The sequence below is a fragment of the Acinetobacter celticus genome, assembly GCF_001707755.1.
Classification (GTDB): domain Bacteria; phylum Pseudomonadota; class Gammaproteobacteria; order Pseudomonadales; family Moraxellaceae; genus Acinetobacter; species Acinetobacter celticus.
Genome location: NZ_MBDL01000008.1, coordinates 499569 through 512767, shown reverse-complemented (window position 1 = coordinate 512767; position 13199 = coordinate 499569). Strand labels below are relative to the sequence as shown.

The 13199-nt window shown below is 35.5% G+C and carries 11 protein-coding genes and 2 pseudogenes; 7 read left to right on the top strand and 6 right to left on the bottom strand.

Annotated elements, in window-relative coordinates; genetic code table 11:
- Nucleotides 1–111: 111 nt before the first annotated feature.
- The 5 genes and pseudogenes from BBP83_RS06570 to BBP83_RS06555 all read right to left on the bottom strand — a co-directional run bounded on the left by BBP83_RS06570 (nucleotide 112) and on the right by BBP83_RS06555 (nucleotide 6821).
- Complete coding sequence (locus BBP83_RS06570; protein WP_068886685.1) at nucleotides 112–1077, bottom strand: MBL fold metallo-hydrolase; 966 nt, start codon at nucleotides 1075–1077, stop codon at nucleotides 112–114.
- Between the two features lie 41 nt (nucleotides 1078–1118).
- Entirely contained in the window at nucleotides 1119–2663 is a 1545-nt protein-coding gene (locus tag BBP83_RS06565; protein WP_068886683.1) for an LA2681 family HEPN domain-containing protein, read from the bottom strand.
- Nucleotides 2664–2727: 64 nt separating this feature from the next.
- Nucleotides 2728–4788, bottom strand: a complete 2061-nt coding sequence (metG, locus tag BBP83_RS06560; protein ID WP_068886681.1) for a methionine--tRNA ligase — start codon at nucleotides 4786–4788, stop codon at nucleotides 2728–2730.
- A 201-nt stretch (nucleotides 4789–4989) separates the two neighbouring features.
- Nucleotides 4990–5704 (bottom strand): annotated as a pseudogene (locus BBP83_RS15345) (IS5 family transposase).
- 427 nt (nucleotides 5705–6131) lie between these two features.
- Nucleotides 6132–6821 (bottom strand): hypothetical protein, encoded by a 690-nt coding sequence (locus tag BBP83_RS06555; protein ID WP_068886679.1) that lies wholly within the window; start codon nucleotides 6819–6821, stop codon nucleotides 6132–6134.
- A gap of 91 nt (nucleotides 6822–6912) precedes the next feature.
- On the opposite strand from BBP83_RS06555, the gene BBP83_RS15250 reads away from it, so the two are divergent.
- The 6 genes and pseudogenes from BBP83_RS15250 (at nucleotide 6913) to BBP83_RS06525 (ending at nucleotide 10799) form a co-directional block, all read left to right on the top strand.
- Nucleotides 6913–7257, top strand: coding sequence for a hypothetical protein (locus tag BBP83_RS15250; RefSeq protein ID WP_068886677.1), 345 nt, complete (start codon nucleotides 6913–6915; stop codon nucleotides 7255–7257).
- 1 nt (nucleotide 7258) lies between these two features.
- Entirely contained in the window at nucleotides 7259–7990 is a 732-nt protein-coding gene (locus BBP83_RS06545) for a hypothetical protein (RefSeq protein WP_245669717.1), read from the top strand.
- An 8-nt stretch (nucleotides 7991–7998) separates the two neighbouring features.
- Nucleotides 7999–8457, top strand: coding sequence for a hypothetical protein (locus BBP83_RS06540; RefSeq protein WP_068886805.1), 459 nt, complete (start codon nucleotides 7999–8001; stop codon nucleotides 8455–8457).
- 250 nt (nucleotides 8458–8707) lie between these two features.
- Nucleotides 8708–8823 (top strand): annotated as a pseudogene (locus tag BBP83_RS15650) (IS982 family transposase); the annotation flags it as partial.
- Between the two features lie 568 nt (nucleotides 8824–9391).
- Nucleotides 9392–10192, top strand: coding sequence for a hypothetical protein (locus BBP83_RS06530; RefSeq protein ID WP_068886673.1), 801 nt, complete (start codon nucleotides 9392–9394; stop codon nucleotides 10190–10192).
- Nucleotides 10193–10337: 145 nt separating this feature from the next.
- Entirely contained in the window at nucleotides 10338–10799 is a 462-nt protein-coding gene (locus BBP83_RS06525) for a hypothetical protein (protein ID WP_068886671.1), read from the top strand.
- Between the two features lie 113 nt (nucleotides 10800–10912).
- Here BBP83_RS06525 and BBP83_RS06520 read toward each other — a convergent pair whose 3' ends face one another.
- A complete protein-coding gene (locus BBP83_RS06520) occupies nucleotides 10913–11212 on the bottom strand; it encodes a hypothetical protein (protein ID WP_068886668.1) in 300 nt (99 codons plus the stop codon).
- A gap of 426 nt (nucleotides 11213–11638) precedes the next feature.
- Between BBP83_RS06520 and apbC the strand changes: the two genes are divergently transcribed.
- Nucleotides 11639–12910 (top strand): iron-sulfur cluster carrier protein ApbC, encoded by a 1272-nt coding sequence (apbC, locus tag BBP83_RS06515; protein WP_068886666.1) that lies wholly within the window; start codon nucleotides 11639–11641, stop codon nucleotides 12908–12910.
- The last annotated feature ends 289 nt before the right edge of the window (nucleotides 12911–13199 follow it).

Below are 13199 nucleotides of genomic sequence, written 5' to 3'. Positions count from 1 at the left end.
GCTTTTGACTTGGTTTATTTGCTTGACTATCTTTTAGAGGGAAATTCTGCCTTACTTTACCCTTTGCGGAACAATGTTTCCTCCTCTTAAAAGGAGGAAGTTTGTTATCAATTAATCCTTAAAATGCACAGGAATCCATTGATAGCTTTTCCCATCTGCGGAATAGATATGTCCAATAGCAGGGAACGGCAAGTGTGGTGCTGCAATAGTTTGCCCGCCTTTTGCATATTCCGCAAATTGCTTTAAGCGAGTTTGCACCGCTTTTTTCGGGTCGATGTCATAATCAATAGCGGTTTCTGGTTTGTCGAATTGCACGGTATGTGAGTGCACAATGTCACCAATAAATACCACTGTTTCGTTTTTGGTTTTCAGCGCATAGCTAAAATGTCCCGGCGTATGCCCCGCGGTATTAATGACTTTAAAGCCCTGAACTTGATCGCCCAGTTGATACGTTTTGAAGCGTTGTTTGGCTTGATAGGGCGCAATGGCTTGTTTAATTTTTTCAACAGTTCCTAAGTAGCCTGCTTGTTTCTCTTTCGGGAACTTTTCGACCTGTTTCGGGTTTAGCCAATAGTTCGCTTCATCGTTCGAAACATAAACCGTTGCATTTGGAAAGTTAGCCATGCCATTTTGGCTAATGCCACACACATGGTCTGGGTGCAGGTGTGTCAGCAAGATAGTATCGACTTGTTCAGGTTTATAGCCTGATGCTTTTAAGTTGCTTAACACTGAACCTAAATGTGTACCAAAACAGCTAGCAGCACCGCTATCCACCAAAACCAGTGAATGACCTGTATTGACTAAAAAGGCATTTATGGAGGTTTGTACACCTTTGGCTTGGTCGGCAGTGTATTTCTTTAAAATTTCATGCACTTGTTTTTCTGGAAGGTTTTGAAATAGCTTCGGTGACATGAAATTGGTGCCGTCTAGCAGGGCAGTGATTTGTACATCACCTGCTTGGTATTGGTAATAGCCTGAAACTTGTTTTTGTTGGGGGATGGCGGATTCGGCAGCTTGGGTGGTAAGGGCTGTAGTAATTAGAGCGAATGCTAGGAATAGAGGTTTTAAAGTTTTCATGGATTTTTGTAAGTTTTAAAGAGATAGTCTTTTTTATCATATTAATAATTTTGATTAAAATCTTTCTTATGTATTGTAATACTCATTGTGTTTACGTGACTCTTAGGTTGTGTTTGGCGTAAATCCTCAACAATGGCAAACACAGTCGAAAAAATAGCAGATCTAGTAAATTGAAGTAAATTCTGAAGACTACTTTCAAAATCGCTGATTTTTACATAAGTATGTGTCGAATCATTTGAGAGCTCAAATGAATCAGGTACTAAAAATAAAATATGATGCTCTAGCGAGTTTCGCCAAATTTTATAAAATCCAAATTGCCCATTTTTTTCATTTAGATCGTATATAAGACTATTAATTGCAATCAAAGCAAAATTTTCTTTTTCTTCAAGTTTTAATTTATTTGTATGCCAAAAATTATTAAAAGCCGTATTTTTATTAATTGTTAATCCGAAATATTGGCAAAGAAAAATTGCTAATTTATCTAGTATTGAAAAGCATAATCTAAAACAAGTCCTTAATTTTTCGGATCTTATATCTATGATTTCATGTTCATTTAATTCTGAGTAACAACTTTCAAAATCAACTTTATAGCTCTCAGTAAATCTATATTCATAGTAAAGAACACGAACTAATGAAAACTCAGCTTTAATACGATTCAAGTATTGTTCGTATTGAAGAATATTCTGAGAAGAAATGACGCTTTCAAATAAGGTTAAAGTGTCTCGCTCATTGGCTATGCATGGACAATACATGCCGTGAATATTCAAAGTTAAATTTTCTTTGATACACCATTGTCGAAAGTCACTCATTGAGGAATTGTCTTTAGATGTCTCTAATTCTTCAATATCTAAATTTTTGGAACTTAATTGTTTAGTTAAATAATCTATCTTATGATTGTAATAGGGAATCCAAGCTTTAGGGATTAACGGAGATTCGCTAGCAAATTTATATCCTTTTATTATTTCAATAATCATTTTTTCAGTGCGATGATCTAATAATTGATCAAATTGCTCTAAACATGATGTTCGATTTAGCCATGCTTGAGGGTAGGTAGTATTTTCTTTAATTACGGAATTATAGAGTTGTAAGGCTTCCGAAAAACGAAATTGTTGTTTGAGAGTATTTGCAAGATTAATTATATTTTGCTGATATAAATCGTAGTTATTTTCTTTTTTAATTAATTTATATGCTTTCCAATATAGGTTTTTAACATCATTATATAAATCTATATTTTTAAAAGTTACTTTTTCTTCGGAATAACCACAATCATTTGCTAAGGATAATTTTCCATTTGCTAAATTATAATAATAGTTAATATTAGATTGAATTTCATAATGATCTGAGTTGGTTTCTAAAATTTGGATTCCTTTAGAAACAGCATTTTTATTTCTTAAAGATGTACCTACGTCTATAAATTGCCCTGCTAAATTAAATAATAAATGTAATACTGATTCGGAAGTTTCATACTTTTCGAGTTCATTTAACATCATCTCCGAACCTAACAATGCTTCATCATATTGTTCAGTATCAATTGAATAAGAAATAGCATTTATTGCTTCATTGATTTTTTTTAATTCTAAATTCATTTGATTTACTTAAATAAAAAGCCTCACTAAGAATATAGCAGGGCTTTTCATAAGTGTCTAAATCTTAAGACACTTTATCACCCGCTTTAGCACCAGATTCAGGTGAAATCACCCAAACACCTTCGCCATTACCCGCAGCAAGCACCATACCGTTAGAAATACCAAAACGCATTTTACGCGGTGCAAGGTTTGCCACCATGACCACCAGTTTACCTTTTAGATCTTCAGGTGCGTAGAACTCACGAATACCACTGAATACATTGCGTGGTTCAGCTTCGCCGACATTTAAGGTCAATTGAAGCAGTTTGTTAGAACCTTCAACGTGGGCAGCATCTAAAACTTCAGCGACACGAAGGTCAACTTTCATAAAGTCTTCAATACCGATAATTTCAGCTTCGCCAACTTTAGGTTCAACTTTGGCAGGTACTGCTTTCTTCTCTTTTTTCTTTTCAACTTTTACAGGTTCAGCCGTAGCCGCTAAAGAGTCTTTAGAAGCATCGACCATTGCCGCCACAGCTTTCGGGTCAACACGCTGCATTAAAGCTTGGAACTGTGCAATTTCATGATCGACTAAAACAGTTTTTACAGAAGCAAAATTGAAAGATTCAAGTTTTAAGAAGTCTTGAACTTGCTGTGCCAACGTTGGCAGTACAGGAGCTAAGTAAACTGCCAATTGACGGAAGAGGTTAATGCCGACTGAACACACGTCATGAACTTGTTGTTCTTGGCCTTCTTGCTTCGCCAATGCCCACGGTTTTTTCTCATCAATATATTGGTTGGCTTTATCTGCAAGTGCCATAATTTCACGAATCGCAGCAGAAAACTCACGTGCTTCATATGCTTTGGCAATTGAATCGCCTGCATCAATAAAGCTTTGTACCAATTCAGGTTCTGCACATGTTGCAGAGAGTTTATTGTCAAACTTGGTGTTAATGAATTTTGCACAACGGCTCGCAATATTCACCACTTTACCGACTAAGTCAGAATTTACTTTTTGCACGAAATCATCTAAGTTTAAGTCAGAATCTTCAACTTTATCTGACAACTTAGATGCGAAGTAATAACGTAAATATTCAGGGTTTAAATGTTCTAAATAAGTTTCAGCTTTAATAAATGTGCCACGAGATTTTGACATTTTTTGACCATTGACAGTCAAGAAACCATTCACAAATAAACCTGTTGGCGTACGGTAGTTTGAGCCTTCAAGCATGGCAGGCCAAAACAGCGCGTGGAAGTAAACGATGTCTTTACCAATGAAATGATAGACTTCTTTGTCAGAGTCTTTCTTCCAAAAGTCATCAAAGCTTAGTTCAGGGCGTTTGGCTTTAATGTAGTTTTCAAAACTCGACATATAGCCAATAGGTGCATCTACCCATACATAGAAATATTTGTTGGGTGCATCTGGAATTTCAAAACCAAAATATGGTGCATCACGGGAAATATCCCAATCATTTAAACCATTTTCAAACCATTCATCCAGTTTGTTGGCAATTGAAACAGGCAAGCGACCTTCATCACGTGTCCATTTTTGTAAATATTCTGCAAAGTTTGGCAGTTTAAAGAAGTAGTGATCAGATGACTTCTCTATAGGTGTCGCGCCACTTAATGTCGAACGTGGGTCTAATAATTCTGTAGCGTTATAGGTTGTTCCACATACTTCACAGGCATCACCGTATTGATTTTCTGCTTTACACTTCGGGCATGTGCCTTTAATGAAACGGTCAGATAGGAACATACCTTTTTCAGGGTCAAAAAGCTGTGTAACTGGGCGTACAGCAATATTGCCCGCTTCACGGTTTTTAATGTAAATTTCTTCTGAACGTGCTTTATTTTCAGCGCTATGAGTTGAGTCATAATGGTCGAAATACACACTAAAACCGTCAAAATCGCGAATATGTTCTTTTTGCACATTGGCAATTTGTTCTTCGGGTGAAATACCGTTGGCTTCGGCACGAAGCATGATGGCTGTACCGTGAGCATCGTCTGCGCATACATAAGTCACATCGTGTCCCATTGCACGCATGGCACGAACCCAAATATCTGCTTGGATATAACCGAGTAAGTGACCCATATGAATGGGGCCATTGGCGTATGGAAGGGCGTTAGTGACTAAAATATTACGCACGGATATAACTCTCTCATTCGTATTTTATATAAGGTCAATGATTTTACCTTAGATAGCGCTGACTTGCACAAGTGAATCGGTGAAAAGTTTTCAAAACATATGGGTACTGTGATACCTGAAGCAAAAATATTACTTTTACATCATTTAGACTATTACTTAAAGTGCAACGCCGTGCTCTTGTAATAGTATTAGGGTGTGTCCTTACTTAGCTTTGCACCAAATAAATAAGCATGCTAAGAACAACATGGATTTATAATTTCGAGCTAATTCTTCAAAACGTGCGGTAATACCACTAAAATGCTTTAAACGAGAAAACACATTTTCAACAAGATGCCTTAAGTGATAATAAAGGTAGTAGTCAAACTCTATGTGCAGTTTTTTGCTGTTAGATTATTCTTGGAGTAATAAGAATCATCTTACGATATTGAGCAACCTCACGAATATACTCTGAATTATAGCCTTTATCTGCGATCAAATAATCTACTTCACCGACCAACTCAATTAACTTGCAACTTGACTGTCGTGGACTTCGCCTCCAGTGATTTCAAAATTAATTGGATGTCTATTTACATCGATGGCAGAATGAATTTTTGTAGTTGCCCCACCTCTTGATTTTCCAATTGCTCTATCTTCACCATGCCGAGCTCCACTTGCATGCTGATGCGTACGAATGTAGCTTCAGTCAATGAAAACCTACTCTACCTCGTAGTTAAAAAAACGTCTCTCATATCCCTTTATTCGCTCAACGATTGTAGGCTGTTTACCAAGGACAAAAAAATTGGGAATATCACGCCAAGGTGTGCCTGTTTGAAGTTTCCATAATATTCTTGCTATTACGTGAACGATAGTAGCCATAAAATTGTATAGGAGTTTGGATTTTCACCCAAATTTCTTCAGTTATGACTCTTCGTGACATATTAGAAAACTTAATTTTAGTATGGTGATATAAGATATTTTAAGTGAATAGGTAAGAGGAATGAAATATCTACCTCAAATGAGAGCATGTCCTAATGACTCATTAAATATTTTTCTAAAATCATCCAGAATATAAAATATTTCGGTAATAGGATCCATAGAAAGCCTTGTGTTATAACGTTTTGTCTTGAGAACCAAGACGTTAAAATACTAAGGCTTTTTCCTACTCTTTTTTAGGTTGAACTCAGGTTAACTATGATTCGTTTTACTTTTTTGAAGCTTTAATCTTGATTCCAATCTTCTTATGGTCAATGGCACAAATCGTTTTAGCCCTTTGTTTTGAGGTTGGATTTTTAGGGATTATATAAAATATCTAAATATTTTTTTTATGACTTAAAAAGAATAAAATTCGCATAATGCCCATTATGTTAAATGAGGTCAATTTTGGTGAAAATTTCCTTAAATTCTAGGGCTGTATTTTGAATATGACCAGTAATGTATTCATCCTTAGCCTGAAAAAAGAAATCAAAACTTTGGCTCATCAATGAATCTTGTTGGCTTTGCTTTTTATAGATTGGTGCTAGACGGTCAATGTAGTAATTGATCCAGTCGGTTTGATTTAAGAACGCTGAATAGTCTTTTAAATCTGTATAGAGGTTCTGTAGGTCACTAGAAATAGCTTCAATATTGGGATGAAATAGCCAAACTGCAATATCCATAGGGGGAATTGCAGTAAGTTGGTAAGGCTGTGATGATTCAAAGCGTTGTATTGTATAAAGTTGTGCGCCACGGTCGTTATAACAAGAACAAAGCAGTTTAGTATTTTCTACTTGAAAATAATTTTTGCCTATTTCTAACTCTCTTATTTGTCTTGATATATCCAAGCACTGAGGAAGCTTATTTATATTGGATTGAGCTAATTTTTTAAAAAATTCAATGGATCTGCTAATCACATAACCTTCACCTGTGCCTGTAATAATGCCTTTATTCCATGAATAAATTTTTTGGCATTTTTTAGTGTCGAATTGAATTTCACTAGTTTCTTTTAAAACGACTTTTTTATTGTCTGTTGTGATAATGATGCTATCATTGAGCTGAATTGCTATGATGAAAGTCATATTCTTATTAAAAAAATTGAATTATTAATTATTTATATTATGCCAAATTCAGGCTCAACTTTTATAAATTTATAAAAAAATAGGTAATCCTATGGCGGGTGGCTCTCAGATTATCATCAATAAAGATGGTATTAAAATTATAACTCCTGCAAAGTTTGAAGTGAAAGCAGGACAACATGTATTTCAAAGTGGAGCAAAAGTTGACATTGTTAGAACTATTTTACCTGATATAAGAGTGGAAACAGAACATCGAAACTTTCAGGCAATTAATTCTGAAAATAATGAAATTTTAATAAATATTCCTTATTCAATATTGAATAAAAGAACAGGCATTAAGACCTATGGGTTTACGGATGAAAAAGGGATGACACATACAATTAAGTCCCCTGAAACTGATGAAATAGAAGTAAAATGGTTTGATCAAGAAGAGAATTAATGTGGCTACAACAACAAGTAATACTACAAAAAATTCAAATTCACCAACTCAACAAGTACCTCTAAAACCTGAGGCGGAATTACATTTGTTGGTAGGAAGTGCTTATGGTGAAGGAGACACGGAATCTCCCTATGGTCATACGGCTGTTTATATCAAACTAAAAGGCAAAGATTATATTTATGATTTTGGGCGATATGGGAAAACAAAACCTGAAACTTTTGGGCTTATTACTTTAACGGGAGCGAGTAGTCCCCGTGGAGAAGGCATATTAAGGGTCTGGGATAGCTTTCAAGCTTATATTGAAGATGAAAATAGACAGGGATTAGCATCCTCAAGATCAAGAATAACACATGCTTATGGATATAAAGTTTTTGATAGCCAAGCAAGTTTAGTTTTAAATTTTTACAATGACTTAATAAAAACAGCTAAACCACATCAAGAACGAGCGCATTTTAAAAGTTATATTTTGGCACAAGATTATTTTGCTTTAGCTCCAAATTGTACAACACAAAGTTTAGAAGCAACAAAGAAAGCAATTCCAAGCATGACTAAGTCAGGTTTTAGATTTGTGAATGCCGATAAAGTTTTACCAACTTCAGCTAAACTAGCTTTTAAAGCGAGTAAATATGAAATGCCTAAATATTTATTTTTACCTGAGAATCTGAATGATTATCTAATGGCATCTCCAGATGTAAAGGTTGATATGCGAAATACTCATCGACATCAAAAGTAGTGCCCATTATGAAAAAAAATATTGTGATAGGTGTGTTAATTATATTTTTTTTAGTTCAATTAATTTTAAATATTTATTTATGGAAAACTACGAAAATGCCTAAAATTCATGTTTTAGAGAGACCTTTAAAAATAACTTCTAATTTTGGAAACTATTCAGAGTATGCGATATTACCAGAAGGTACAGTTCTTTATGATGACAGTGATTCTTTAAATAGAAGAGTTAAAATTTATTTTAATTTACAGGGGCTTGATTTGAAATTTACAGAACAAAATCCTGAAATATTAAAACAACCGAGTGAAGTTTCGGCTATTAGATCTACAGATTTACCACGAATTTTAAAGACTCTTCCATTAACGAATAAAGATATTTATTTAATTATTAAACATGATGAAGATATAAGTGACAATGTTCGTGAGATTTTATTTAGAAAGTATAAGTTAAAACCAGAAGATTTTGAAAAGTAATTTAATAGATAGGTCATTTGAACTTAAAAATATAAATTTAACCCGAATCGCGGATAAGGAATTGACTTAAAAAAAGGTGGCTGAAAGCTATTAGGGGAGTTACACCAGCATCTATGCCTTCAGCCACTATGTTCCTTGAGCCATATATGGCTCATACATATTTATTTTGCATGATTGATGACTTTTTCAGAAAGTTGAAGCAACCTATTGGGAGTTTCTGAAATACAGTAACAAACGTTTGAGAATGTGCTCCTCTCAATTGAATATTTCGGAAATCGTGTTCATCGCCATTTGGTATAAATGCTCGTATTTTAATAATTTCAAAGCCTTTTCTTTTGCTTGAAACACAATTACAGTCATCTCTTTAGATCTTACCTTGTTAGTAGCACATGGTTTATCTCATGAGCAAATATCAATGTGCACTGCATGCTTTCTTTTCCCTGATGAAAAGGGGGTGTCAAAGCAGTCATTTATGGATTGATTCAACTATCCAAAGCAGATGAATATCACTTAAAACAACGTAATAAAACAATCTGAGCTAGACCTAAAAAAGAATAGAAAAAAGCCTTATGGTTTTAACATATTGGTTTTCTAGACAAAACTTTAAAATACAAGGCTTTCTATGGATACTATTACCGAATTATTTTGTATTTTGGATGAATTTTATAGTCTATGGTTCAGAAAAATATATTAAGACAGTGGAGCAAGCGTGCATGGCCACTGCATTTAAAGTGCTTTGGATCACAATCAACTTGCTCATGGTTATTGGGCAATAAGTGAAACGGAAAATTTATTATTCAGTGTGTATGATATAAATTAAATTTGAAGCCGTATTGCGTAGATTAAACCTCGTTAAGACGAACTTGTCCCTATATTCGCTAGTCAATAACAGCGATAATGTCTAGATTCAGCCAGTTTTAAGAGTAAACCGTCCATGATCGATGATGATTTTGATTTCGACCAGCCCGTGACCCGCATTCCACAACATGCAAATAGTACCAAACAACTTGGCAATCAAATTTTAAAACAAGCAGAGCAGTATTTAACAAGCATGGGCTCAGCTTCACATGCTCAGTTTGTAAGTAAATTAAGACAGTTGGCTACACAAGAGCCTTATTTTGACCTATTGGCAGACCAAATTGAATTTGAAAGTGATGTACCCATTGCCAATGATGCATTAAATTTGCTGTATTTTTGGAAAATGGCCTCTGAAAAAGAAACCGAACTGGCTGATTTCGCTTTGCTCGATTTAATTGAAAAAGACTATTTCCAAAATGAATTGCTAACCGCTGTAGATGCTTTACAGATTGGCGAGAATTTAGCGCAACATCGTCAAGTGATTGAGCAATGCTTAAAGATGTATCAGCAAGAATGTTATGCAGGTTGTGTGACAGTACTGTATGGACAAGTTGAAGGTATTTTGACCGAGGCATTGGCAGAACGTGGTTATTTGAAACTGAATCAAACCAAATATATTGATGTCTATAAAATTGTCCCAGGTCTAAAAGGCCATGAAGTGAAAGGCCTATGGCATAAAGTCAAAGTGGCTACAGATATCAATCCTTATTTCATGGAACTACAAGCCCTAAAAATGGACAACAGTTCATCTGTGACGGCAACTCGCCATAATATTGTGCATGGCTCAGACCTTGGACACTTCAGCCGAGAACGTAGTTTTGTACTCTTTATTTGGCTCTTTGCCATGATTAGCTTCATTACGACCGTGAAAAAATAATACGCGTATCTTTGGCTCTTCTGGCAATTATGACTTTTATTTCTGTTTGTCATAAAGTGTGTCGAAATGATGCTAAGGGCATTTTTTATCCTCTTTAATGTTATACCTATTGTTAGACAATTTATAACAGGAAAGAGGATAGATCATGAGCGATAATCAACTTGATGAATTGAAAAATAAAGCAACTGAACTGGGCGATGACTTCAAACAGACTGTTAAAGAAGCACAGTTAAAAGGCGAAGAAGTACTGGATGATTTAAAGCATTCAGCTAAAGAAGCCAAACTTGAGGCAGAGACAACATTAGATGATCTCAAGCAGGATGCCGATGTTCAGAAAGATGAAGCTCAAGCAGGTTTGAACGAAAAAGTGAATGATTTAAAAACCAAAGTAGAGACGGCTAAAGAAACAGCCCAAGAGAAACTGGATCATTTGAAAGAAGAAGCCAGTCATAAAATTGATGAGGCCAAGTTAAAAGCCAACGAACTGAAAAAAGAAGCCACCGATAAATTGGGTGAACTTAAAGTACAGGCAACTGAAAAGTTCGATGAATTAAAGAAAAAGGCCACAGAAACATTGAGTAAATTCAAAAAAGATGATCAGGCTTAAACTCGCTTAACGTAAAAGCCACTGCGGATAAAGCGGTGGCTTTTTTATTGCGCGATTGCAATAAGATAAGACTTAAAGAAAAAACGATAAGTGGATTGAGTAATGATGCTGAATTATTTATTTAAATTTTCAGTTTGAATGTTTTTAACATGTTGATTCACGACAGTAATGATATAGCGCATATTTTCAATTTCATAGGTGTAATCAATCGCTAAAACATCTTCTCCTTTATCTTGTACCAAGGGATAAGATTTCACCGTAATAGGAGATGCCTTGATGCGAATTTGCATTTCTTCGACTGTATCACCAATAGTGATGGCTTGTCGTTCAGCAGTTTGAATGGTGTTGGTACTGGTCGCACTATGGGCGAAACCCGCAGAGGCCAACAATAGAATCAATCCAATTTTTTTCATCTTGAAACTCCCCTAGTGATAAGTACTTTTGGGAAATTTGACTATAAAGTAATCAATAATGGATTATATCCACATTAAGCCCTATTTTTAAAGATTTATTTGTACTGTGTCACAAAGTTAGGTAAATAGTTAGAAAACAGCAGATTTTAGCGTATGAAATCACCATATTTTTCATATATCTATTTGTTAAATATGAAATTAAAGTAAGTTTATACCACTTAAAACCTAAAACCTTGCAAAGGTATATCAAGTACACAGCATATTTATATTGCAGAAATGTATCTATGTTCATTGTGTAAAACCAAGTCATTTACTTGGTTTTACACATTTTACAGGTATCTTATCCGTTGTAGTGCTTAACCTTCGCTGTATTTGCCGTTAAACTATGCACAATTTGCTGTATATCTGCTTTTTTGGAGTAACTTTATGTCGTGGCTTTCTTCGCTTAAATCTGTCTTTTCACCCTCTCAAGAGGTGAAAGAAGAGGAAGTCCAAAAGGTGCTTCAAAATTATATTTTACCGCACTCGGAAAATGCATTGAAAGATCGGATTACACAGATCAATGTGCAAGGACAAGTGTTACAAATTACCATCAATACCCATCCTTCAGAAGCCGACGATTTACAGCAAATTCACGATGATTTAGCCGATGCGCTAGAAAAATGCGGGATTACTGAATTGAATATGCATGTCATTCAGCAAAAAACAGGGCAGACAACGGGTGGTTGTGGTCATAATCATGCAGAAGGCGAAAGCTGTTCTAGTCAGCCAAAAGCTGAAATAGAAGCACCAAAAAGCAATTTACCACCTGTTGTCGATGCCTCTGGAACAGCTCCAGTACAACCAACCCAAGAACCTGATCCCAATAATCCACCTATTCAGAAAGTTGCGCCACAGCAACGTGATGTGCCTAAACATCCTCGTATTCAAAATGTGATTTTAGTTTCATCAGGCAAAGGAGGCGTGGGCAAATCGACCACAACCGTTAACCTTGCTTTGGCTTTACAGCAACTGAGTTTAAAAGTGGGTGTGCTTGACGCTGATATTTATGGCCCAAGTATTCCAACGATGTTGGGTAATGCAGGCCGCACGCCGATGATTGAGGCAGAACAATTTATTCCTATTGATGCTTATGGTTTGGCAGTGTTATCAATTGGTCATTTAACTGGGGATAATAATACACCTGTGGCTTGGCGTGGTCCGAAAGCAACAGGAGCACTGATGCAACTGTTTAATCAAACCCTTTGGCCAGATTTAGATGTTTTGATGATTGATATGCCACCGGGTACAGGGGATATTCAACTGACTTTGGCACAGCGTATTCCAGTGACCGGCGCCGTGATTGTGACAACACCACAAAATGTAGCTTTATTGGACGCTACCAAAGGAATTGAATTGTTTAATCGTGTGAATATTCCAGTTATGGGTGTGATTGAAAATATGTCGACGCATATCTGTTCAAATTGCGGTTATGAAGAGCAAATATTTGGTACAGGCGGAGGCGATAAACTGGCTGAACAATATCAAATTCCATTATTGGGGCGTTTACCGCTGAACGTGAAAATTCGTGAAAATGCCGATGCAGGAAAACCTTCCGTAATTGCAGGTGATGATGCGGCCGAAAGCTATTTGGCTATTGCACAAAAAATTGCAGATAAACTGACTAAAGTAGAAAAAGACCAAAGCCGTATTTTCTAATAGCGAAAGGTTTTGTTAAACGCCAAGACACTCAGCTCATTATGAGTTGGGTGTTTTTTGAGGGGATATTTAAACACAAGCAGACGGAATGTGGATTTGTACCACATGTAGACATCTCAAAGTCTTGGATTAGAATACAGATTTATTTAGTGATGCTTTGAAGTTCCAATTTACTTCAAAATGAACTGGGTTATGATGGCTAAATTAGAACAATTACGCAAAAAATAAGCAAAATGCCAAATAAATAATCATTTGTGACCAAACAGTAAAGCATCTTATTTTAATTTAA

Excerpts from the sequence above, each read along its gene's own strand:
- BBP83_RS06525 (WP_068886671.1), top strand. The coding sequence starts at position 10,338 with ATGAGCGATAATCAACTTGATGAATTGAAAAATAAAGCAACTGAACTG.
- BBP83_RS06540 (WP_068886805.1), top strand. The coding sequence starts at position 7,999 with ATGAAAAAAAATATTGTGATAGGTGTGTTAATTATATTTTTTTTAGTT.
- BBP83_RS06520 (WP_068886668.1), bottom strand. The coding sequence starts at position 11,212 with ATGAAAAAAATTGGATTGATTCTATTGTTGGCCTCTGCGGGTTTCGCC.
- BBP83_RS06530 (WP_068886673.1), top strand. The coding sequence starts at position 9,392 with ATGATCGATGATGATTTTGATTTCGACCAGCCCGTGACCCGCATTCCA.
- apbC (WP_068886666.1), top strand. The coding sequence starts at position 11,639 with ATGTCGTGGCTTTCTTCGCTTAAATCTGTCTTTTCACCCTCTCAAGAG.
- BBP83_RS06570 (WP_068886685.1), bottom strand. The coding sequence starts at position 1,077 with ATGAAAACTTTAAAACCTCTATTCCTAGCATTCGCTCTAATTACTACA.
- BBP83_RS06565 (WP_068886683.1), bottom strand. The coding sequence starts at position 2,663 with ATGAATTTAGAATTAAAAAAAATCAATGAAGCAATAAATGCTATTTCT.
- BBP83_RS15250 (WP_068886677.1), top strand. The coding sequence starts at position 6,913 with ATGGCGGGTGGCTCTCAGATTATCATCAATAAAGATGGTATTAAAATT.
- BBP83_RS06555 (WP_068886679.1), bottom strand. The coding sequence starts at position 6,821 with ATGACTTTCATCATAGCAATTCAGCTCAATGATAGCATCATTATCACA.